General features: G+C 61.3%; 22 protein-coding genes. 15 read left to right on the plus strand and 7 right to left on the minus strand.

Annotation, left to right across the window (positions count from 1 at the left end; genetic code table 11):
* From C4334_RS01805 to C4334_RS01835, 7 genes are all read left to right on the plus strand, one after another.
* On the plus strand, window positions 1-84 hold an 84-nt coding region (locus C4334_RS01805; RefSeq protein ID WP_352430454.1), incomplete at its 5' end, for a PEP-CTERM sorting domain-containing protein.
* A gap of 432 nt (window positions 85-516) precedes the next feature.
* Window positions 517-2,130, plus strand: coding sequence for a GumC family protein (locus C4334_RS01810; protein ID WP_352430368.1), 1,614 nt, complete (start codon window positions 517-519; stop codon window positions 2,128-2,130).
* Window positions 2,131-2,296: 166 nt separating this feature from the next.
* A complete protein-coding gene (locus C4334_RS01815; protein WP_352430369.1) occupies window positions 2,297-3,262 on the plus strand; it encodes an ExeA family protein in 966 nt (321 codons plus the stop codon).
* A 30-nt stretch (window positions 3,263-3,292) separates the two neighbouring features.
* Window positions 3,293-4,327, plus strand: coding sequence for a CpsD/CapB family tyrosine-protein kinase (locus tag C4334_RS01820; RefSeq protein ID WP_352430370.1), 1,035 nt, complete (start codon window positions 3,293-3,295; stop codon window positions 4,325-4,327).
* The gene (locus C4334_RS01825; RefSeq protein WP_352430371.1) at window positions 4,324-5,712 is read left to right on the plus strand and encodes a TIGR03013 family XrtA/PEP-CTERM system glycosyltransferase; all 1,389 of its coding nucleotides are present in this window, start codon (window positions 4,324-4,326) and stop codon (window positions 5,710-5,712) included. The genes C4334_RS01820 and C4334_RS01825 overlap by 4 nt, the downstream gene beginning before the upstream one ends.
* 16 nt (window positions 5,713-5,728) lie before the next feature.
* Window positions 5,729-6,655 (plus strand): polysaccharide biosynthesis/export family protein, encoded by a 927-nt coding sequence (locus C4334_RS01830; protein WP_352430372.1) that lies wholly within the window; start codon window positions 5,729-5,731, stop codon window positions 6,653-6,655.
* Between the two features lie 154 nt (window positions 6,656-6,809).
* Entirely contained in the window at window positions 6,810-7,850 is a 1,041-nt protein-coding gene (locus C4334_RS01835; protein WP_352430373.1) for a YCF48-related protein, read from the plus strand.
* Between the two features lie 279 nt (window positions 7,851-8,129).
* Here C4334_RS01835 and C4334_RS01840 read toward each other — a convergent pair whose 3' ends face one another.
* Window positions 8,130-8,630: a hypothetical protein gene (locus C4334_RS01840; protein ID WP_352430374.1), complete on the minus strand. Its 501-nt coding sequence runs from the start codon at window positions 8,628-8,630 to the stop codon at window positions 8,130-8,132.
* 140 nt (window positions 8,631-8,770) lie between these two features.
* Between C4334_RS01840 and C4334_RS01845 the strand changes: the two genes are divergently transcribed.
* Window positions 8,771-9,391 carry a YceI family protein gene (locus C4334_RS01845; protein ID WP_352430375.1) on the plus strand — a complete coding sequence of 207 codons (621 nt, stop codon included), beginning with the start codon at window positions 8,771-8,773 and terminating at the stop codon, window positions 9,389-9,391.
* Window positions 9,392-9,635: 244 nt separating this feature from the next.
* Here C4334_RS01845 and C4334_RS01850 read toward each other — a convergent pair whose 3' ends face one another.
* A complete protein-coding gene (locus C4334_RS01850) occupies window positions 9,636-12,518 on the minus strand; it encodes a M14 family metallopeptidase (protein ID WP_352430376.1) in 2,883 nt (960 codons plus the stop codon).
* A gap of 367 nt (window positions 12,519-12,885) precedes the next feature.
* Between C4334_RS01850 and C4334_RS01855 the strand changes: the two genes are divergently transcribed.
* Window positions 12,886-13,089 carry a hypothetical protein gene (locus tag C4334_RS01855; RefSeq protein WP_352430377.1) on the plus strand — a complete coding sequence of 68 codons (204 nt, stop codon included), beginning with the start codon at window positions 12,886-12,888 and terminating at the stop codon, window positions 13,087-13,089.
* On the opposite strand, the gene C4334_RS01860 is transcribed toward C4334_RS01855, so the two are convergent.
* The gene (locus C4334_RS01860; RefSeq protein WP_352430378.1) at window positions 13,086-13,673 is read right to left on the minus strand and encodes a Maf family protein; all 588 of its coding nucleotides are present in this window, start codon (window positions 13,671-13,673) and stop codon (window positions 13,086-13,088) included. The two genes, C4334_RS01855 and C4334_RS01860, sit on opposite strands and share 4 nt — an antisense overlap.
* Before the next feature lie 119 nt (window positions 13,674-13,792).
* Between C4334_RS01860 and C4334_RS01865 the strand changes: the two genes are divergently transcribed.
* The 3 genes from C4334_RS01865 (at window position 13,793) to gatA (ending at window position 16,112) form a co-directional block, all read left to right on the plus strand.
* The gene (locus tag C4334_RS01865) at window positions 13,793-14,257 is read left to right on the plus strand and encodes a DciA family protein (RefSeq protein WP_352430379.1); all 465 of its coding nucleotides are present in this window, start codon (window positions 13,793-13,795) and stop codon (window positions 14,255-14,257) included.
* Between the two features lie 65 nt (window positions 14,258-14,322).
* Window positions 14,323-14,619, plus strand: a complete 297-nt coding sequence (gene gatC / locus C4334_RS01870; protein WP_352430380.1) for an Asp-tRNA(Asn)/Glu-tRNA(Gln) amidotransferase subunit GatC — start codon at window positions 14,323-14,325, stop codon at window positions 14,617-14,619.
* 26 nt (window positions 14,620-14,645) lie between these two features.
* Complete coding sequence (gene gatA, locus C4334_RS01875) at window positions 14,646-16,112, plus strand: Asp-tRNA(Asn)/Glu-tRNA(Gln) amidotransferase subunit GatA (RefSeq protein ID WP_352430381.1); 1,467 nt, start codon at window positions 14,646-14,648, stop codon at window positions 16,110-16,112.
* A 130-nt stretch (window positions 16,113-16,242) separates the two neighbouring features.
* On the opposite strand, the gene C4334_RS01880 is transcribed toward gatA, so the two are convergent.
* Together C4334_RS01880 and C4334_RS01885 are read right to left on the minus strand one after the other, a co-directional pair.
* The gene (locus C4334_RS01880; protein WP_352430382.1) at window positions 16,243-18,075 is read right to left on the minus strand and encodes a SpoIVB peptidase S55 domain-containing protein; all 1,833 of its coding nucleotides are present in this window, start codon (window positions 18,073-18,075) and stop codon (window positions 16,243-16,245) included.
* A 173-nt stretch (window positions 18,076-18,248) separates the two neighbouring features.
* Window positions 18,249-18,434 (minus strand): hypothetical protein, encoded by a 186-nt coding sequence (locus tag C4334_RS01885; RefSeq protein WP_352430383.1) that lies wholly within the window; start codon window positions 18,432-18,434, stop codon window positions 18,249-18,251.
* Between C4334_RS01885 and mobA the strand changes: the two genes are divergently transcribed.
* Together mobA and C4334_RS01895 are read left to right on the plus strand one after the other, a co-directional pair.
* Entirely contained in the window at window positions 18,412-19,113 is a 702-nt protein-coding gene (mobA, locus tag C4334_RS01890) for a molybdenum cofactor guanylyltransferase (RefSeq protein WP_352430384.1), read from the plus strand. The two genes, C4334_RS01885 and mobA, sit on opposite strands and share 23 nt — an antisense overlap.
* Window positions 19,114-19,121: 8 nt before the next feature.
* Entirely contained in the window at window positions 19,122-20,081 is a 960-nt protein-coding gene (locus tag C4334_RS01895) for an alpha/beta hydrolase family protein (protein WP_352430385.1), read from the plus strand.
* A gap of 82 nt (window positions 20,082-20,163) precedes the next feature.
* On the opposite strand, the gene C4334_RS01900 is transcribed toward C4334_RS01895, so the two are convergent.
* Together C4334_RS01900 and C4334_RS01905 are read right to left on the minus strand one after the other, a co-directional pair.
* Window positions 20,164-21,117 carry a diacylglycerol/lipid kinase family protein gene (locus C4334_RS01900; protein ID WP_352430386.1) on the minus strand — a complete coding sequence of 318 codons (954 nt, stop codon included), beginning with the start codon at window positions 21,115-21,117 and terminating at the stop codon, window positions 20,164-20,166.
* A 175-nt stretch (window positions 21,118-21,292) separates the two neighbouring features.
* Window positions 21,293-21,775: a hypothetical protein gene (locus C4334_RS01905; RefSeq protein WP_352430387.1), complete on the minus strand. Its 483-nt coding sequence runs from the start codon at window positions 21,773-21,775 to the stop codon at window positions 21,293-21,295.
* Between the two features lie 161 nt (window positions 21,776-21,936).
* On the opposite strand from C4334_RS01905, the gene C4334_RS01910 reads away from it, so the two are divergent.
* Window positions 21,937-22,123 (plus strand): glutaredoxin family protein (locus C4334_RS01910; RefSeq protein ID WP_352430388.1); only part of this gene is annotated, 187 nt, incomplete at its 3' end.

The raw sequence follows: 22,123 nt of genomic DNA on the forward strand, positions 1-22,123 counted from the left end.
GAACCGGCGACCATGCTGTTGCTCGGAACGGGATTAGCCGGATTGGCTGGTGCGGCACGCCGCCGCATGAAGCAGGAAGAGTAAACTTCGGACGAGGGTGGCGAGCGGCGTGAACGCTCGCTCCCCTCTTGTCCGCACAACTTGATGGGGGGCGGCTCGCTTGGGCCGTCCCGACCGAAGTCCAGTGAGGCGCTTCCCCATCAACGATCGTTGAAGCTCCGATGCGCATCCGAGGGCGCGACGTTTGCCCCGTCGGGACTCTCAAGCAAGATGTGCCACCGGAGAAAGCGGGTGGGTTTCAGTTGGTGCGATGAGACGCGGTGCACAAGGCTCTTCCCGCTCTTGGCACCGAGCAGGCGTTGTGCGCGCCAGATGTTTGTGCTAATTTGAGCCTTGTTGAACGACGGGAGCTGTTCCCGTCGGTGAAGTAAGGCCAGCACGCCGCGAGTCCCGTCGAAGCCGCGAGACCACCCGACGCGCCGCGCAACCGAACAGAAGTTTGTAAGGAGTGCCACTATGAGTGTCGAGTTCCGCCAGCGTACTCCGGGCGAATACCTGCGCATCCTCTGGAGACGCAAATGGGCCATTCTGTTACCCACCGTCGTCGTCGCCGTTGCGGTCGCTTACGTCGTGTGGCGTTTGCCGGACGTTTACGAATCAACCTCTTTGCTCATCGTCCGTCCGCCGACCATCGCTAGCGCCTTCATCCCGCGACTATCGGAAGAAGACCTGTCGCTTCGCATCAACAACATCAGTCAAGAGGTGCTGAGCCGCTCGGCTTTGCAACCGCTGATTGAACGTTACGATCTATACGTCCGAGAGCGCCGCAACGGCGAACCGATGGAAGCGATCATCGAACGGATGCGGCGCGATGTGCGCATTCAGATCGAATCGACGCGCGACACGCCGAACGCTTTTCGCATCAGTTACCGAGGCAACGATCCGCGCGCGACGCAAGCGGTCGCCGCCGCACTGGCCTCCAAATACGTCAACGCGCAGATGAAGGCGACCACTGCCACCTCGACGCAGACCAAAGAGTTTTTCGAGCAACGCTTAGCCGAAGCCAAACGCGAACTCGACGAGATCGACATGAAGCGGATCGAGTTCATGCAACGCAACGTCGGCAATCTCCCGTCGGAGGCGCAGGCGCTGGTGGGCCAGTTGGCCGGATTGCGCGAGCAGCAGAAGGCGCTCATCGCCGAGATCGGGCGTTTGCGCGATCAACGTACCGTGCTCAACAACCAACTGAGCGATCTGATCGAACAGTCCGAGCGCGACCGCGCGGACATCGTCGAGCGTTTGGGCGATCCAAAAGAGAGCTTGGCCTACGCGCAGCTTGCGCAGCGCAAGGCGCAGCTCGAAGCCGAAAAGCAGAACATGCTGACGGTGCTCAAGCCGAAAAACCCGGATGTCATCGCCAAACAGGCCGAGATCGACGCCGTGCAGCGCGAGATGGATAAGCTCGTCGAAGAGGGGCGCGCCAAACGCGAAGAGGTGCGCAAGAAGATCGAAGGGCGCCCTGATCTGCGCATCAACAGCTACCGCGCGCAACTCAAACTCTTGGACGGTGAACTCGAACGCCTCCAACGCCGACTCGCCGACACCGAGTCGCAGATCTCGATGATCGAAGGGCGGCTCAATCAGGTGCCGAACGCAGAGGTCGGGTTGGAAGCGTTGAACCGCGAGTACCAGACGAAGAAAGCGCAGTACGACGATCTGTTGCAGAAAAAGGAGCAAGCGACGCTCGCTGCCGATGTCGCGGCCAACGCGCAAGGGGAAACGATTCAAGTGATAGACCCGGCGAACTATCCCGAAAAGCCGGTCGCGCCCAAGCGCCCTGTGTTGATGGGGTTTGGCGTCGCGCTCGGCCTCGGTCTTGGGTTGCTGCTCGCTGCGTTGTTGGAAGTCCCAAGGCTTTTGACCATTCAGACGGTGGATGACGCCGAGCACTACACGGGATTGCCGGTGCTCGTCACCGTGCCGGAGATTTATACGCCGCAGGAAGAGCGACGTCTTCGGTTGCGTCGCGCCATGCTTGCGGCGGCCAGTCTCGTGGCGACCGTGTTGAGCATTCCGGCGCTCATCCTTTTGCTGCGCGCAACGCGCATCTTTGAAAGGTTGACGAGTTAGCGATCTTCAGCGAGCGGCGATTGGTAGGTGACCGATCGAGGAGGCGGCGATCGCATGAAAGGCTTGAAGTACGAAGAGCGGTTTGCGCACTCGTCGCGCGTGGCGAAACGAACGTCCCGAACTCGTCGCCCAACGCTAGCTCCTGTCGCTTGAGAGGGGAATTATCGTGTACAAGGAATTTTACGGATTGAAAGAGTTTCCATTCGCGTTGACGCCCGATCCGCGTTTCATCTATTTCACGCCGTCGCACGCCGAAGCGATGGCTAATCTTCACTATGGAATCGAAAGCGGGAAGGGCTTGATCGTCGTCACGGGCGAAGTCGGCACGGGCAAGACGACCGTTCTTCGGTGGATCATGCAGCGACTGGAACGGACGGTGCTCGTCGGCTACATCTTCAACCCGCGTCTGTCGGTGCCGGAGTTCTACCGTTATCTGAGTTCGCCGACGCTGTTGAACATCCAGGGGTGGGAGAACAAGGCGGATCTTCTCACGGCGCTCGGTCAGATCTTGGAGTCGCGTCATCGGCGCGGGCTGCGTACCGTGCTCATCATCGACGAGGCGCAAGCGCTGTCGCTCAACGTGCTCGAGGAGATTCGCTTGCTCTCGAACTTCGAGACCAATTCGGCCAAGCTCTTGCAGATCGTGCTCACGGGGCAGCCCGAACTGCGCAACGTCCTGAACGACGTGCGCCTTCGGCAGCTCAAACAGCGCGTTGCGCTCCGGTGTGAGATCCGCCCGCTACCCAACGTCGAGGAGACGGAGCGCTACATCACAACGCGCTTGCGCGTCGCCGGAGCCGAACGCACAGACATCTTCACGCCGAGCGCGATCGATTTCATCTTCCGTTGTTCGGAAGGGATCCCGCGCCAGATCAACAACCTGTGCGATAACGCGCTGATCGCCGGTTTCGCCGCGCGCGAACAGACGATCAGCCGCGCCATCGTCGAAGAGGTCGCCGAAACGCTCGATCTGTTGCCGAGCGGACCCGGCGATGCATCCGACGCGGGCGACGGCGATCGGTCCAGCGTGTTGACTGAAGAGGGACGGGCTGAGCTGTGGGCCGCAGGCGAAGGGACCACAGAGGACGATGAACCATCTCTCGCTCATGCGGGACGACGAACAATGGGCTGAGAAGCAATAAGGTGAAGGGACTGCGAAGTTATGGGAAGAGTTTTCGAAGCACTCAAACGCGCCGCCGAATTGGACGGCAAAAAGAAGGAACACAAGACGCGCCTTTCCGATGCGAGCGCATCGCGTGCGGAACAGATTGAGGCGCTGTTGGAAGGATCTGAAGTCTTCACGCCGAAAGCGGCGCGCGAACCACAGCTCTTTTCAGCGTCCGCTGAGCGCACCGACGCAGCGGCTGCTCTAGGGTCGGCACTCCCCGAAGGCAGTTGGGCTTCGCAGGTGGCTGGGGCAACGGTGGACGCTGAGCGGTCGGCGCGCGTGGCGGGCTTTCCCGCACTCAACGTCTCCGCTGCGCGCGCTGATCAACACTTGATCGCGATCACGCAACCGCAGTCGCCTGAGTGCGAACAGTTCCGTTCGCTGCGCACGCACGTGCTGCATGCGGGGGAGCAACGTCACGTGCAGGCGGTGGTGCTGACGAGCGCTGGCGTGCTCGAAGGCAAAACCGTCACCGCGATCAACCTCGCGTGGTTGCTCGCCCAAACGCATGGCGTGCGCGCCTTGCTCATTGACGGCGATCTGCGCCGTCCGTGCGCCCTCAACTACCTTGGGCTTGAACGCCGCCCAGGACTTTCGGAGGTGCTCGCCGGCGAGATCGAACTCGATCAGACGATCGTGCGGCTCGATCCGGCGGATCTCTTCCTGTTGCCCGGCGGACGCGAGCGCAACGACGTCGCCGAGATGCTCTCAGGCCCGCGCTTCAGCAGCGTCTTGGCCGAAGTGCGGCGCCTGTTCGACTTCATCATCATCGACGCTCCGCCGCTCGGCATCTTCACCGACGCCGCCGTGCTGATCAATCGCGCCGATGCCGCATTGGTCGTCATCCGCGCCGGCTACACGCGCTACAGCCTGCTCAAACGCTTGCTCGAGCCGTTGCCGCGCGAACGCTTGTTGGGCGTGGTTCTGAACGGCGTTGATGAGACGCTCGACGAACACAGCTACTATTACCGTCGTTACTACCGCCGGTCGAAAGAGATCAAGAAGAACGGCAACGAAAAGGCGGCATGAGGTCGCTCAGGCACAAGAAGCGTACGCTCTTTCTCCTGTTCGCCGAAGCGGCGTTGCTCTTCGGCGGAATGGTGACGGCTGCCTTTTTGCGCCTCGGTCCCGATGAATTTCAGCTCTACGTCGTCGAACGTCACGGCTTCTACAAAGCGGGGCTCGTCACGTTCGTCTGCCTGACCGCCTTCTATCTTTACGACCTGTATGACTTCGTCGTCATCGGCGACCGACGCGAACTGATCTTGCGGTTGATTCAAGCGCTCGGCATCGCGTGGGTGGCATTGGCCGTCGTCTTCTACCTCGTGCCCGACCTGATGGTCGGACGCGGCGTGCAACTGATCGCGCTTCCGCTCGCGCTCGCGCTCATGGTCGGCTGGCGCGTCTCGATCCACTACGTGCTGGGCCACCCGAGCATGGGCGAGCGTGTTTTGATTGTCGGCGCAGGGGCACAGGCGCTCGAAGTCGCGCGCGAGGTCTTGGCGCGGCGCGATGCCGGCTACCGCATCATCGGCTTCGTCGATAACAAGCCGGAACTGGTCGGCAAAAGCTTGATCAACCCGCGCGTGATCGGCACAACCGAACAATTGGCGGCCCTCGTGCAGAGCGAAAAGATCGATCGCATCGTCGTTGCCATGGGCGAGCGACGCGGCAGATTCCCAACCGAACAGCTCCTCGAACTGAGCCTGTCAGGCGATGTCGCAATCGAAGAGGCGCAAGCGTTCTACGAGCGTTTGACTGGGCGCGTCCATCTCGACATGGTTCGCCCATCGTGGTTGATCTTTTCGAGCCGCGGGCGTCAGGCGCGCGTCAGCGCCTTTTTGCGCGCGCTGCTCCATCGCGGCGTCGCGCTCATCGGCGCCATCCTGTCGCTGCCCATCGCCGTGGTCACGGCCATCGCCATCAAGCTCGATTCTCCGGGCCCGATCTTCTACCGGCAAGAGCGCGTCGGAAAGAACGGGCGCATCTTCACCTTGATCAAGTTTCGGTCCATGCGCGTCGATGCGGAAAGGGACGGACCGGTGTGGGCCAAAGAGAAGGATGATCGGACCACGCGCGTCGGGCGCATCATTCGCAAGACGCGCATCGACGAGATACCGCAGTTTTGGAACATCCTCAAGGGCGACATGAACTTCGTCGGGCCGCGTCCCGAACGCCCCCATTTCGTCAAACAATTGGCCGAAGAGATTCCGTTCTACGAACAACGGCACTTGGTCGCGCCGGGCTTGACTGGCTGGGCGCAGATCAAATACCCGTATGGGTCATCGATCGAGGACGCGCGCCAGAAGTTGCAATACGATCTTTACTACATCAAGAATCAGAGTCTGGCGTTCGATGCGCTCATCATTTTCGAGACGGTGAAGATCATTCTGTTCGGGCGCGGCGCCCGCTGAAAGGGGAGAGAAGAAGATGAAGGCGAAGTTTGCACATCTGATATTCGGCATCGCCGTTGCGACGAGCGGCACGTCGGCCATCGCGCAGCAGACTGGGCCGGCGTTGAAGAGCGATCGCGCGGTGACTCCAGCACAAGAGAAGATGATCGAGAGCCTTGAACGCGAGCGCGAGAAGGCACAAGGCACGACGCCAGCGCCAACCCCGCCGAGCGCCGCTCGACCACAGATCGAGCCGCGCGACGAGCGGAAGACCAGACCGCGTCTCGTGCAGCGTGAAGAAAAGGGGGCGGAAGATGCCGCCGACGCGGAGCCGTTCAGACGCGAGACCAAAGATGAGGCGGAAGCGGCCATCGTCCCCTACTACAACAACTTCCTTCGCACCTACCGGCTCGGTCCCGAAGATGTCATCTCGGTGACCGTATTCAACTTGGATCGCTACTCGCGCGCTGGGATAGTGGTTCCGCCAAACGGCGTCATCTCTTATCCGCTCATCGGCGGCGTCTTCGTCGTCGGCAAGACGGTGGATGAAGTGGCTGCCGAAATCGCCAAGCGGCTAGATGAATACATCATCGATCCGAAGGTGACCGTTTCGCTCGAAAGGGCGATGTCAGCGCGTTATGCTGTGCTCGGCGATGTCGCGCAGCCGGGCGTCAAGGTGATGGGACGTCGGTTGACCGTTTATGAGGCCCTGACCGAGTCGGGCGGCATCCTGCGCACGGGCGACAAGAGCAAGGTCACCGTCTTGCGTCGTCAACCTGATGGGACGATGCAAATGTATCGCGTTGACGTCGCCAAGATCGAAAAGGGCAAGGCGGCGGACGTCTTCTATCTCGTGCCGGGAGATCAGATTCTTGTTCCGGGCAATCGCATCAAGCAGATCGAAAGGATCTTGAACTACCTCCCGATCATCGGATTCGCCCGCATCTTCATGGGTGGTTGGTGATTCATCTCCAAGCGATCCTCCATCAATCCGACGGCGGCGGTTCAGCGTACCGCCGTCGTTTGATTTTGGTTGCGACGACGATGAAAAGAGATGGCGCGTGGGTGTGACGCACGATGCGTGTGTGGGCGAGTTTGCTTTTTGAGGTGTGACGACGATGAAAAGCTTGATCGTGATGCGCCGCTGCTACTCCGGGCACGACGAGTTTGCTTTTTGCGGTGTGACGACGATGAAAAGAGGTTGGACCGCGTTCGCTCTCCTCTGTTCGACGTTCATCCTTTCTGCTGTCGTCTCGCGCGGCGATTGGCGGCGGCAACCTTCCGGGACGATGACGCGATTGCGGGCCGTCTTCTTTGTCGATGAACGGCGCGGTTTCGTCGTCGGAGGCAACGGCGCGGTGCTGATGACGGAGGACGGAGGCGCAACGTGGCGACTGCAACGTCGTCCGAATGATGATGCGTTGCGTGACGTGCTCTTCGTCGGAGAGCGGATCGGATGGATGCTTGCCGAGCGCAATCCCTTTGCGTTGCGCAGCGAGGGCGAACCGCGTTCATACTTCTGGCGCAGCGAAGATGGCGGCACGACTTGGCTGCGACTCAATCCTGTCGGCATTGAAGCCGTGATTTTAACGCGCATCATCTTCGCCGACGAAATGCACGGTTGGACCTTCGGCGAAGGCGGAACGATCTATGCGACGCGCGATGGCGGCAAAAGCTGGTCCAGACAGTTCGCCCCAACGCGCTACTTGTTGCTCGGCGGCGCAAGCTACGGCGCGCAACGGGCGTGGATCGTCGGCGCTGGCTCGACCGCGCTCTACACGACCGACAGCGGCGATACGTGGCAACTCGGCACTGTGGCTGAGGCGGGCGTGCGCTTAAATGGAGTGCATTTCATCGACGAACGGCGCGGTTGGGCCGTCGGTTCCGGCGGACGCATCTTCGCCACCGTCAACGGCGGCAAGTCTTGGCGAAGACAAAACGCGCCGACCGCAGCCGATCTGTTCGACGTGCGCTTCCGCAATGCGCGTGAGGGGTGGGCTGTTGGTGACGATGGGACGATCCTGCACACAGCGGACGGCGGAGCGACGTGGACCGTCGCGCCGAGCGTCACCAAGCACCGTCTGGAGCGACTCTTCATCGCTCCTGATGGGCGCGCGTGGGCTGTGGGGTTCGGCGGGACGATCGTCGTCGGACCGTGAAGGACGATGAAAGGTCGTCTCGGCCGACCCCGGAAATAAAGAGCGGTGGGGATTGGAGCCGAACTGTGCGCGCGGTTTCGTGATTCGATCGAGAAGACCGGCTCCGAAAGCGCAAGGAGCATCGGTGTGAATGAGAAAGGCTCCGCTCGATGTTCAATCGGCTTCGTCCATGGGTTTGGTCCCACGCATACCGGTAGCGCGGGCTTCGCTCGATGTTCAATCGGCTTCTTCCCCGCCCTTCCTCTCTGATTAACTGCTGTCGAACTTCGTCGCCGCCTTTTAGCTAATTCGTTCGAGTTTGGCGCGCGCGCGTTGCAGGAAAACGTTCATGGTCTCCGTGAGCCGCAGTTGAAGCTCGCGACTGATGCGATTGGCTCCGAGCCAGCCGGCCAAGCCATGTAGATCGGCGGCGCGCTGGCGACGGAGTTCGACGCTCTGAATGAAACGGACGAGCGTGCCCGTTTCAATCGTCGCGAAAGCGGCGCTGTAGCGCAGGAAGTTCTGCTTTTCTTCGGGAAGCGGTTCCCACTCGAGCGCGTGCGGCTTGTTCGTTGCGCGTCTTACCGTGAAAGAAACGCGCATCGCGCCGAGCAAAGGGACTTCGGCGCGGATCGTCCAGCGCCGCGTGCCGTCGGGGCGGACCGTGACGCTTTCGACGTTCGGCATCAACTCGGTGAACGTGCGCGGGTCATCGAAGAAGTCGCGCGCTTCTTCTGGCTCGACCGAGGCTTTCAACTGCCCCGTAAAACTAGCTCCGATGCGAAACAAGTAAACGATCACCTCCGTCGCGGTTCCATTGCCGGTCGCGTCCAATACGCGACCGAGGCGATTCTATCAAGACATCGGTGCTCTCGCACGTCCGCATCCAAGCTGCAAAAGGGCATTTCGATTGCGATCTTGACCGAAGGAGGGCGGTCATCATGCGACGTTCAAGGCTCATCGCACTTCTACTCGTTGAACTTCTGGTCTATCCTGCTTTTTGCGCGAACCGGCGCGCCGACGTGCGACTCAGAGTCGATGCGCAACGAAGCCGTTTCATCGTGCGGGCTTTCGTCGGCGGTTTGCTCGCCGCGTTTGGACACGATCATACCATCGCCGTCAAAGATTTCGCTGGCGATGTCGGTTTCGATGACGACCTGCGCAACGCTTCTTTGCGCATGATCGTTCGCGCTTCTTCGCTCGCCGTGATCGACCAAGTGAGCGAAAAAGATCGTCGGGAGATCGAGCGGACGATGCGCGATGAGGTGCTCGAAACGTCCAAGTATCCGGAAATCGCCTTTCGCAGTACGCGCGTCGAGCTGCTCGCGGCGCGCGGCGGCCAACGCCGCGTGAGGATCATCGGCGATTTGACGTTGCACGGCGTAACGCGTCCTGTGGCGATTGAAGCGTTGATCACCAGAGATGGACAAGGCTTGCGCGCGCGCGGTGAGTTCACGTTGCGCCAGTCCGATTTCAAGATAAAACCGCCATCTATCGGGTTGGGAACGATCAAGGTCAAAGATGAACTGAAGCTTCAATTCGACATAGTAGCCGTTCCGTGAACGGCGGCCTTCTGCGCTGAATTCCCGGTCGGATCTTTTTGCAGATCGGGCGAAAATCGAAGATATGCTGGACCACTGGACGGTGTGCTCGCGCGCGTCAAGTCCTTTTGGCGAATCGGTTGAGCCGTCAAAAGGCATTGTGCGGAGTCGTCGCACACTTTACGCGCGGCGAAGAACTATCAGCGACACCGGATCGCTTCGCAGCGAAGAGGCCGCGCGACGTCATCTCTGGCGTCGCGCGGCTTCAACGGACGGCGTTGAAGAGAAACGAGTTAAAGAAGAGTCGGGTCGTCGCGCGCCAGAAGCCGCGAAAGTTCGGGTCTTCAGCGTAGAGGACGACGTGGCCGCGTCCGGTCGGTTCGTCGATCACGTAAGCCGTGCCGCGCAAAAGTTTCTCCGTGTTGTCCGGCCAAATGAAGCCAGCCACATGCAATCGGCGCTTCTCATCGGAACTGAAAACGACCGCGTTGACGCCTTCTTTCGAAGGGAGAAAGAAGTAACCGGAATCAATCAACACCGGCAACGTCTCCATCTCGTAGCCGTATGTAAGCGGTGTCGTCCGGTCTAAAGTTGCGAGCATGATGGCTCCGGGCACAGCTTCGGGGACGCGTCCGGGCTTGGCCGAAGGCGAGGCGATGGGCGGTAGGATAGGGGGCGCGCCCTCCATCTTCTCTGTTTGTCCCTCGCGTTTACGCTCTTCAGTTGGACGCTTCCCTACGCTTTTCTCCGCTTCACGTCTTTGATCCTCCGACGCTTCGGGGCGTTTTGTCTCCGCGCTCGGTTCTTTCTCCGCAGGTCGCGCCGGCTTCTCTTCAGCCTCTTCGCTTCCGACCAATCGCGACGAAGTCAAGTTCACATCCTTGAGCGCGGCGAAGACGGCGGCTGCTTTGATGCAGATCAGCGTCCCACCGCGGCGCACCCACCCACGCAGTAGCTCGACGCCATCGCGTCCCAACGCGGCGAAATAGCGCGACGGCGAACCGTCCGGCAAGATGATGACGTTGTAGCGGTCCAGTTCCGCGCGCTTCAATCCGTCGATGGTCATCGGCGTGAACTCGATGCCGTAACGGTCAAAGGTCCACCACAGCGCGCCGTAACTCGTTTGGTTGACCGGTTCATCGGCGACGACGACGATGCGCGGGCGTTTCAACGAGACCACCGTTTCGGATCCGATGCCCGTATCGCCACGCTCGGAGAAACCCGTGTTGATGGCATAGACTTGCGTGCCGGTTTCGCGCGCAAGTTGCGCGATGCGTTCGTGAAGCGCCTCGGGGTTTCGCCCAACGCGCGCGACCACGGTGCCGCGCGGCCAATCACGCCCGCCAGCGTTCATGTCTCGCGTGGCGACGGCGAGTTTGAAATCCTCTTGCAACAACCGCGTGACCAGCGCCGCAGCCCCATTAGTGTCGTATGGAATGATGTAAGCGACTGCGGCGCGTCCGCCGATGACGTTGCCCATCGGCGCGACCGAAGCGTTTGCGTCGCGCGGCGAAGCGAGCGGCGTCGCCGCTACTGTGGATGCATCTTCGGTCCAGTAGGCTTCGACGCCGAAGGCCAGCGGCAGCGACCATGCCGTGATGTCGTAGAAGCCGTATTCCTCTTTGGGCGCGTTTTGGCCACGCCTTTCGTTGCGACGGAAGCGGGCCAATTGTTCGCGGACGAACTCGCGGTCGAGCGGCGTTTCAGGTTCGAGCAGCGCTTTGGCCAGACGCTTCTGCGGCTGCGCCAGATCAACGATGTAAGCTCCGGCGGGAAACTGTTTCGTCATCGGCGCGCCATCGCGCTCGATGTAAGCATGGGCGCGCGTCGAGGTGAAGGATTGATCGGCGCGCGAGACCTCGACGCCAGCGCGAAGCAGCACGTCAATCAGTTCGGCGGCGCGCACTGGATCAGCGCCAGGCAGGATGATGAAGCGCCGCACCGGACCATGCCCCCCTTCTTCGATGGCCGAACGACGGAATTCATAGTAATCGCGCAGGAGCGTTTCGCGGTTGCGCGCCGCCGTCTCCAGAGTCTGCATCGAAGCGACGAAATGTTTGGCGATGGCCGAACGGAGCGTGACGATCGTTTCGTCATCTCGCTTCCAACGAAGCCCTTTCCACCCGCCGCCATCGGTCTCATAGGTCATCCCGATCGCTCCTTGCAGACTCGGCCACGAGTCCCAGTAGCCCGGGTAGAAGAGATCGAACACATCGCGGACGTAGTAATCCCAACGTTGCGCATCGAAGGCGGCAGCGTTGGCCCTGCCGAAGGTCGTCAACCACTTGCCCGTCTGCGCCACCGGAAGGTTCGGATTGATCGGCAAGGCGGCTGGCGGAAAGAAGAACTGCGAAGGTTGACCGTGGTGGTCCACGACGACTTGCGGGTTCCACTCGCGGTAGGCGCGTTGCAAATTGCGCGTTTCGACCTGCGTCGAAGCCAGATTGTCGCGATTCAGGTCGAAGCGATAGCGATTGACGCGCCCCCAGACGGACCACGGTTCACGATGTTCGGCCGCCGCCGGATCAGGATCGCCCTTCGCCACAGAGTTGTACCACGTGACGAAGCGTTCGTGACCATCCGGGTTTTCGCCCGTGATGATGAGCGCCACGGTGTTGCTCAGGATTTCGCGCGTGGTCGCTTCTTCTGAAGCTGCCAGTTGATAGACGACTTGCATCATGGCCTCGAAAGAGGCGGATTCGTTGCCGTGAATCGTGTAGGCGAGCCAGACCATGACGGGACACGCGCGTACGCATCTTTCCGCTGCCTCGCGCGATGTGCGTCGTGGGTCGGTTAGCTGTTCGATCTCGGCGCGAATTTGGTCCAATCGCGCGATGTTCTCCGGCGCGCTGATGGCCACGATGTGCATCTGGCGATGTTCGTTGGTCGGTCCGATGTCGAAAACGCGCACGCGGTCAGGCGCGGCTTCGGCGATGGCGCGGATGACGCGCTCCATCATCGCGTAGTTCGTGTGGAACTGGCCCACATCGTATCCCAGAATCTGCTGCGGACGCGGAACGCGTTCGCGGTAAGGCCCGCGCGCGTAAAAGTCGAACGTCGCTTCATCGCGTTGTGCGCGGGCGAGAGGTTGAAAGAGAAAGAGAAAGAGAAAGAGAAACGGAATCCACGCGCGTCTTTTCAGGGGCATGCGTCGATCGTCTTTCGGGATCTTTCAAGGCGTTGGAACTTCGACGGCAATATTAACGCGGCGCGGCGCAATTCTCAAACGTGCAGAAAACCCTCCTCGCCCCTTGCGCTACAAGGGACAGAGCGGGAAGAATCTGGCACTGGGAAGCGAATTCGAACCTTCGAGGCCGGCGCGAGGTGCGAGCGTTTTGCAGCAGATGGTCTCGGAGAGTTGACGGAGTCGGCAATCCGCCTGCTGAAGGTCCGGAATTGTGGGCGCTTGGTGGTGGGGCCTTTTGGTGAAGCGGCGATTCCCTCATGAAAGGGAGTCGGTCGATGAGAATCAATCTACGCCCTGCTATGAAAGCAGAGGGAACGGCGATTCGATCATGGAAGAGGAGCAGGTGATGGAACGTTGTCCGCAGTGCGGCGCGCGATTACAGCGTTGGGAAGAGCTGGGTGCCGAGGAGCGAGAGGTGGTCCTGCGTTTGCCCATGTCGGCAACGCACGTGTGGTCGGAGCGGGTGGCGCTGCACCTTTGGTGCACGCGCTGTTGGTACGAAGCGGCGCGCTCTGAGCCGAAGTTAGCTTAAGAGATGGCGATTGCACCGTTTGTGCGAGCCAGCTCGTAGACCAGCCTGAGCGGCAGACCGACAACGTTCCAATAGTCGCCATCAATCCGTTTGATGAAGAGCGCGGCGCGCCCCTGCACGGCGTAAGCGCCGGCTTTATCCATCGGTTCGCCCGTGGCGATGTACCACTCGATCTCGCGCTCGCTGAGCGCGGCGAACAGCACGCGCGTTCGTTCATAAGCGACAGCGCAAAGCGCACGTTCGACGCACACGAGCGCAACGCCGGTGAAGACGTCGTGCCATTTCCCGCTCAGTTTGCGCAGCATCGCGCGCGCTTGGCACGCATCGGCGGGTTTGCCGAGAAGTTCACCATCGACGACCACAGTCGTGTCTGCGCCCAAAACGAAGCGACTTGGCTGAACGGCGGCGATGCGTGCCGCTTTCTCGCGCGCGAGTCGTTGGACGTAGTCTTCGGGCGTTTCGTCGCGCCTCGCCGCTTCATCTATGTCGGCGACGACGACCTCAAACGGCCAACCGACAGAACGCAAGATTTCTGCGCGGCGCGGGCTAGCCGAGGCGAGGATCAAGGGTTTCGAATGGAACATCACGACGACATCGGCGCGCTTGTGGCCGGTCTCCTTCTTCCGTTACACTTAAGCGCTTCGCGCGCGGGTCGAAAGTTCATGATCGGCATCTGCCAAGCGCAAGTCAAACCGGTGAGCCGATGGACAGCCTGATCAAAGCTTTGCCGATGTTGCTTCGGGCGGCGGGCGACGAGATCGCCGAAGCTGCGGTCTTCGTCGCTTGGCGACACGCCGCGGGCGAGCCTTTGCGCTGGAGCGCCGTGCCGTTCAGGCTCTACGGTCGGACATTGATCGTCGCCGTGCCGGATGCGACGTGGCAGCGGCAGTTGGAAAAGGTCAGCGGCCAACTGCTCTTTCAGATCAACTCTTTGCTCGGCCAAGCGCGCGTCACGTACGTCGAGTTCCGCGTCGATCCGCAAACGGTGCAGCGGGAACGGGCGCGATTGCGTCCGAAGACGCAACCGGTGGACGAAGAACGCGCGCTCGCACAAGCTGAGTGTTTGCGCGTTGCGGCGCAGCGGATTCGCGACGAAAACTTGCGACGGCGCTTTCTGCTCGCTGCTGGGAGTTGCTTGAATCGCGTCGGTGGTTCATCGCAAGAGTGATGGACGCGGCGAGAGAGGCTGCAGAGGCAAAGCGCCGCGGAAATTTCCAACGGAGAAATCGCGCGATGAGGTTTACCGAAAACGAAATCGAAAAGCTCGCTGTGCTCGCGCGGCTCGAATTAACGGCGGAAGAGCGGCGCGCGCTCACGCCGCAGATCGCGGCCATCATCGCTTACGTCGAGCAACTGAACGAGGTCGATACGAGCGCAGTTGAACCGGCCATCGGCGGGTTGACGCCCGAGGGCGAGCGCACCGCTTCGTCGCGTGACGACGTCGTGCAGCCATCGCTCGGACAGCGCGTCGCGCTCGAAGAAGCGCCCGATCCGGCTTACGGCTACTTCCGCGTGCCCAAAGTAATCTGAAGAGAGAAAAGAGGGCTTGAACCGCGATGGTCCCTTACGGCATCGAATCGATACGGGAACGAATCTTTTCGCGTGCGTCGAGCGTACAACAGGTCGCCAACCATGCGCTCGAGGCAGCCGAAAGTTTGAATGAGACGCTAAACGCCTTTCTCGAAATCGATCGGCAAGGCGCTTCATCTTGCGCCGAACAGTTGGACCGCGTTCTGGACCAAAAGGCCGGGGACGTGCGCCTGCCTCTTTTTGGCGTTCCCATCGCCATCAAAGACAACATATGCGTGCGCGGAATGCAGACCTCGTGCGGCTCGCGCATCTTGGGCGATTATCACCCGCCGTACGATGCGACTGCCGTGGAGAGGTTGCGCGCTGCCGGAGCGGTGCTCATCGGCAAGACCAACTGCGACGAATTCGCCATGGGATCATCGAACGAGAATTCGGCCTTCGGCCCGGTTCGTAACCCATGGGATACGGAGCGCGTTCCCGGCGGCTCTTCGGGCGGTTCGGCAGCTGCGGTCGCGGCGCGCATCGTGCCGGTCGCTCTGGGATCGGATACAGGCGGTTCGGTCCGACAACCTGCCGCGCTGTGCGGCGTCGTCGGTTTGAAACCGACCTACGGGCGGGTTTCGCGTTACGGTCTGGTTGCATTCGGCTCATCGCTGGACCAGATCGGTATCTTCGGTCTTTCGGCGCGCGACGTGGCGCGTGTGCTCGGCGTCATTGCCGGACGCGATGCCCACGATGCGACCAGCGCCGCTGTGCCCGTGCCGGATTACGTCGAGGAGCTAAAGGGAGAACTCAAAGGCATGCGGCTCGGCGTCCCGCGCGCGTTGTTCGGTGAAGGTTTGGATGATGAAGTGCGTCGAAGCGTCGAAAGCGCGATCGGAGTCTATCGCGAACTCGGCGCCGAGATCGTCGAAGTGGAGCTTCCGCACGCCAAATACTCCATCGCGTGCTACTACATCATCGCGACCGCCGAAGCATCGTCTAACTTGGCGCGCTACGATGGGGTGCGCTACGGTTTTCGCGCCGAAGAAGCTGACGATCTGATCGACATGTACTGTCGGACGCGCGATCAAGGGTTCGGTCCCGAGGTCAAGCGGCGCATCATGCTCGGCACGTTCGTGCTCTCATCCGGTTACTACGATGCTTACTATCGAAAAGCGCAACAGGTGCGCACCTTGATCAAGGAGGATTTCCGACGCGCCTTTGAGCGCTGCGATGCCATCGTCACGCCGACTTCGCCGACGCCGGCCTTCCTGCTCGGCGAAAAGACGGGCGATCCGTTGACCATGTACTTGAGCGATATCTACACTTGCATCGTGAACCTTGCAGGAGTGCCCGGCATCTCCGTCCCTTGCGGACTCTCCTCGATCGGACTCCCGATTGGAATGCAGCTCATCGGTCGTCACTGGGACGAAGCGCTATTGCTCAAGCTCACGCACGCCTACGAAAATGCGCGACCCTTCACAGCGCTCCCGCGTGTGGTGGCGAACTAGCGCTCGGAAGTCTAGAAGCGCTTCGCGGGAGAGAAGCTGAACCGTCGTCGGGATGCGCGAAGCTTTGCCTCGCGCGAGTTGCTTCCGCTGAGACGCCCTTCAGCTTATGGCTCGACAATTTCGGCTAGCATCAACGCACGACCTTAAGTTCCAACGTCTTCTGCCCTTCGATGACGAAATCGGCAGGCGGCATCTCTTTTTCGTAGATCGGCGACAATGGAGTGGGCGTATAGCCGCCGGCGGTTCGCTCGCTATTGAGCGTGGCGAGCACCGAAGGCGGTAGGTTCGGCAGTTCATCCGTGCCGATCAGGGCTCCGGGAGCGATTTTGAAGAGCTTCGCGTAGAGTCGGTCATTCTTCTTCAAGCGGTTGATGGCGTTGACTAACTGGCCCAGGTCCTTGGGCACGAAACTTTGCATCTCCATGCTCTGTTGAAGGGATCCGCCGTCGCCGACGAAGAGCAGCAGTTTGCCCGGCGAAACGTCGGTCGGGATGGAGATCGGGATGCGCTGCACGATCTGTTGACCGGAATCGGTGCGGATGAAGGCTTGCACTTCGACCTTCTCCCCGGGGGCGACTTCGGTTCGGTCGAGCGCAATGCGGTCAAGCGTCCCGGCGCGACGTCCATCGACCGAATCTATGTTGAGCGCGATGCGTTTGATCTCGACGCCGGCGAAACCGCTATCGAGCAGCGCGCCCACTGGCGCGGCAACGGCGCCAGCCGCCAGCAGCGGCGCATTCGAGGAGGAGAAGCGCTGTTCGAGGCGAATCTTTTCCTGTCCTTTGACCTCGACTTCGCCGCGCACGCTAATGGTGGAATCGCCCAAGCTCCGCTCGCTCGTCGCAATCGTGTTGTAGATCGTGATGTTGAGCAGCAGCGGCGTCAAGAACTGGTCGTTGATAACCTCATAGACGAAGCTTTCGACCCGCCCGCGGCTCGTTTTGAGATCGATCGTGACGGGGATCATCTTCGGCTCTTCGCCAAGCGTGCCGAGGATGCCCGTTGACCTATCTTGCGTCAAACGGCCGACCATCTGACTCGGCACCGTCAGTTTGAAAGAGTTGTAGGTGTTTGGGATTACGGAGACCACCGAACTTTCGCTCATCGGCATATCAGCGTTGCCAAGTCCCAAGAAAGGGTGACCGAAAGCATAGACGTGTTCGCCGTCGCGCATAGTTACGGTGCCAGAGGCGGCAATGGAGTAATCGCCGCGCACCAGTTGCACGCTGACCGAGGTGCCGGGCGCGAGCGTCTTCTCTGTGGCTTTGGCCAGCGGCGTAATCGGTGCCCCACCGCCGGCTCCGGCCACGGGCAACAGTCCGACGGCTTGAAGTTGCGGCGCGTAAAGTTGCAGGGCGTCGGACGAGATGCCGCTGAACACGACCGGCGTGGCAATGGGGGCGAGTTGTTGGCCGAGCAGCGAGGCGAGCGGCGAGCCGGTGGCGACGGGCGCGATGAACGTGGTCGCTGCGACGAGCGGACGCGGCGCTCGGAATTTCCAATCCACGCCAGCCAGTTCAGCCACCGCGACGCGACGCGGCGTCGTTGCATTGCGATTGGAGGCGGGCGCGCGCTCGAAAATAGAGATCATCTGTTCAATGGGCGTGATGCCAGCGATCGGCTCTTTGGAGAACGGGAAGCTATAAGCGATCGCGCCAACCAGTTTCCCGTCGATGAAGACGGGTGAACCGGACATGCCGGCGAAGACCCCGGTCCTTTCGACACGCGGTCCAGAAAGACGCGCGATGATCACAGCTTGTCGCGGTCCTGGGAAGTTGGGCAGCACGCCGAGCACTTCGACGCCGAAATCTTCCGGCTCGGTGCCCGCAAAGACCGTGCGCGCGATGCCTTTCATCCCGATCTGCACCTGGTTGAGCGGGAGGATTTCGGGGCGTTCGGCGCCTGCTTGCGACACTGCCGACACGCGTGCCAAACCACAGACCAACGACGCCAGCACCAACATTCGGGGCAAAGCTTTCAATGTCCGTTTCACTTTCTCTGCGCGATCCTTTGATGGGATATGTCCCTGTCTTTGGATGACGAAACTCGGGCTGAAGTTTCAATCTCTTCGCAATCGCCTGTTTCGCCGGCCATTGGCGCAATTATCACCGCTTGCCACAGGCGCGGTCAAGTCTTTCAGCCGGAGCCGCTTGCCGAGTCGCCCTCGACGTGATAACGTTCGAACTGTTTGAAGCGCGCGGCGCGGAACTGTGTGCTAGACGCCGCTTCGATCTCCATCACACAACGCGAGCGCGACGCTGCACGCTTGCCCCGCACATCGCGCCAGCAGAACAAGCAGATGAGCGAAACGGAAGGCTTCATCTTGGTCGGTGGCGCTTCGCGCCGCATGGGGCGCGACAAGGCTGAGTTGAAGCTAGGCGAAATCGATTTCGTCCAGCGCATTGCACAGTCGCTTCGAGCGGTGACGAACTCGGTCCGCTTGGTCGGCTCCAAAGTCAACGAGAGGCGTTGGTCTATCCCTCTGGTGCGTGACCGATACGTCGGATGTGGCGCGCTGGGCGGCCTACATGCGGCGCTCGCGGCCTGTCAGGCAGAGTGGGCCCTGATCGTCGCATGCGATCTGCCGTTCGTCTCACCGCCGTTTCTTCGTCTCTTGGCGGAGCGAACGGCCCCCGATCATGAGGCTGTGGTCCCGCTGCAGCGCGATGCGAGACCTCAACCTCTGTGCGCGCTCTATCGCCGCGAGCCTTGTCTGGCTGCGGTTGCCGAGTTATTAGAGCGAGGTGAAAGGCGCGTTCACGCTCTGCTCGCGAACTTGCAGCGCGTGCGCACGGTCACTTGGGAAGAATATGCCGCGCTGCCGAGCAGCGAATGGCTGTTGTTCAACGTTAACTCGCCCGGCGATTACGCGCGCGCTTGCGCGCTGTTGGCTTCTGGACGGTTCGACGTCGCGCGATCCCCGACCGCGGAGCACACGCGCGCACGCTTCGCTGGCGGCGAGTCGAGCGCAGAAGAGAATGCAGATCATTCAAGTCTCTGAGGCGAGAGATGCCACCTCGACGACGGAAAATCCGAAGGTTCTTTAAGGCTTTTCTGCCGATCCTGCTGTTGCTGCTGGCGGCCGTCGGCGCTTTGACCGGTTGGTCAGTCTATGAGGCGACGCACCCGGCGCGCCGCCCGTACATGGTGACGCCCGAACAATATGCGCGATTGAGCGACCGCGGTCTGCGCGCTACCGAAGAGAACTGGGCCACACGCGACGGCACGCCAGCGCGGGGTTGGTTGTTGCGCGGGGCGGAAGGAGCGCCCGCCGTGGTGCTCGTTCATGCCTACGGCGCGAACCGTTCATGGTTGTTCAATCTCGGCGTGAAGCTGAACGAAGCGACCAACTTCACTGTGTTGTGGCCCGACTTGCGGGGACATGGCCCCGATCAATCGAACGGCTGGACCACACTGGGCGCGCGCGAGGCGGACGACGTGCTCGATGCGATCGGTTTCTTGCGCTCGTTGCGCACGACACGCGGCACGCCGTTGGTCGGCGATTACATCGGCTTGTACGGCGTGGAACTCGGCGCCTATGCCGCGTTGCGAGCCATCGCACAGGATCGGCAAATCCGCGCTGTGGTTCTCGATTCAGTTCCGGCCTCGCCCGATGATCTGCTTCGCGCGGCGATTGAGAAACGCATCGGCGTATCGTTTGCGCCGCTCAACCGGTTGGTCCAAATCGGCGCGAGGCTCTTCCTTTTAGGGCGCTATGATGCGTTCGCGTCATGCGAAGCGGCGCGCCGCGCCGAAGGCGAAAAGGTCCTCTTGCTGGCTGGCCGCGACGCGCCGCGTTGGCAACGATCAACCGCCGAATTGGCACGTTGCTTTCCGCCGTCGGTCGAAGTCGAACTTCACGACAACCTCTCGCTCAGCGGACTGAACGTTGTCTCGGCCCCAGCGGAACAGGGCGAAGCCTACGATCGGCGCGTGATCGAATTCTTCGCGCGTGCGTTGAGCGATTGAGCGCTGGAAATCGGCTCGACCCTTGGCTCTCCCTAACTGTTTTCGGCGCGAACTCAAGCGCGCCGACCCCGACTCTTGTGCATCAAAAAACTATGCGCAGCGCTTTGGCGACGACGCGCAAACGAAGCGGAAGTGTGCCGCGCAAGTCGCCGTCAGCTTCGACGCCGAGCCTCGCCGCGAGCGGTTCGATCTCGACGCGCTCGCCGCGCAGCATGCGAACGACTGGGCTATGCAGATGAGCGCCGTCGCGCGTGCGCGGCAGCTCGCGGAGCACGATCTTCCGCGTCACGCCCGTAGTCAGCATGACGTCGAGCGCGCCATCGTCGGAGCGCGCCATCGGCGCGAGCATCATTCCCCCTCCGGCATACGGTCCGCTCGTGACGGCGATCAGATTCGAGCGACACTCGATCACCTCCGCATCCACCGCAACGCGCAGCGGCACTTCATGCCAACCGTTGAGCGCCGCAAGCGCCGCGAGCGTGAACCGCACCTCGCCCGGCAGACGGCGCAGTGTTCCGCTCTGCGCGGCGACGCGCGCGCAGACTTCGGCTCCGAAGCCTACGGTTACGGCGTTGAGGCAAACGAAAGGGCGTCCGTCGGCACATTCAGCGCAGATCACATCGACGGTTCGCGTTTCGGTTCGACCCTCGCGGCAGCGTGCCGCTAGTCTCGCGAGCCAAGCGTTTAGACTAGCCCGGTGGCCGACCAGTCCGCGCGCGAAATCATCGCCTGTGCCGGCGGGCAACAGCGCCAACGCTGCCTCTCGATTGATGGGGCGCAGTTCGTCTTCGAAGTCGCGAAGCGGTTCGAAGAATCCGGCCGCTGCTTCGCTCGTCGTCCCGTCGCCGCCGAGAACGGCGATCAACCTTCGTCCTTGATTGAGAGCGCGGCGCGTTTCGCGTTGCGCATCGCCAGCGCGTGCGGTTTCTCGCACGTCGAACGCGATGCCGTGATGGCGGAGATAATCGCGCACTTGCGGCCAAGCGCGTTGGACCTGCGCTGCGTTGCGGTTGACGATGATGAGCGGGGAATCCATCGGGCCGCAGAATCTATCACACCGCCGCGACCGTTATGAAGGGGACAAGCGAGCGGAGGCTCGATCTTCGCTCAAAAGGGCAGGCGTGAACGGCAAGCGGCGCGTTCTCTCAGCCCAAAAGGTCGAGCCGAAAGAAACGCGCTTGCGGCGCTTGAAGCTGGTCCGCATGCCGCGATCAATCGAATTCCACGCACAGATCGAACAAGCGCGTTGGCATCTCGACACAGACGCGAGCGCGCGTTACTTCCACGCCGACGACGCGATGGCAGATGAGCAGGAGGAGGCGGCGGCACCCCTCCAGCTCTTCGCCGCGTGCGAATCGAATGCGAAAGCCGTCGGCGAGCAGACTGTACTTGCCGCTGAGCGGTCTGGCCGGAAGCTTGACGACCAGTCCTTCACGTTCGAGGTCAAAGAGCGCGCGTTCGCCGGTTGCCAAGCGAAAGCTCCCGCTCTTTTCCGCTTCAGCGATGAAGTGGATGTCGCCGCGCTGGGCCACTTTATCCATTCCAGCGGCGTCTGCGTTCGGCGCGAAGATGCGGACGAAATCAACTGCGGGAATCTGAAAACTTCCGGCGCGATGCCCCATGTGCATGCGCTCGATCAATTCAATCGCAACCGCGCGCATCTCAGGCCACTTCAAACACCCGCCGATGAACATCGCTCGAGATCCTGAAAGTCCGCAAGTTCCGCGAAGCAAGCTTGCGCTAGGCGCTGTGCGCGCGTCAAGGGGCGAAGGCGCGGCTAGCCAGCGGTGCGAAATCTTGGCTACAATAAGCGTGAGTTTTGCTGAGATGATTCACTTCGGGCAATCAAATAAAGATGAGGATCAGGATTTACACGACGCGTTGGTGCGGCGATTGTCGCCACGCGAAACGCTTTTTGAACGAACGCGGGATCGAGTACGAAGAGATAGACATCGAAGAGCGAGAAGAAGCCGCCGCGCACGTGATGCGCATCAACGGCGGCAAACGCAAAGTGCCGACGTTCGAGGTCGAAGGGCGCGCCA

The organism is Pyrinomonas sp. (genome assembly GCF_040289685.1).
Classification (GTDB): Bacteria; Acidobacteriota; Blastocatellia; order Pyrinomonadales; family Pyrinomonadaceae; genus Pyrinomonas.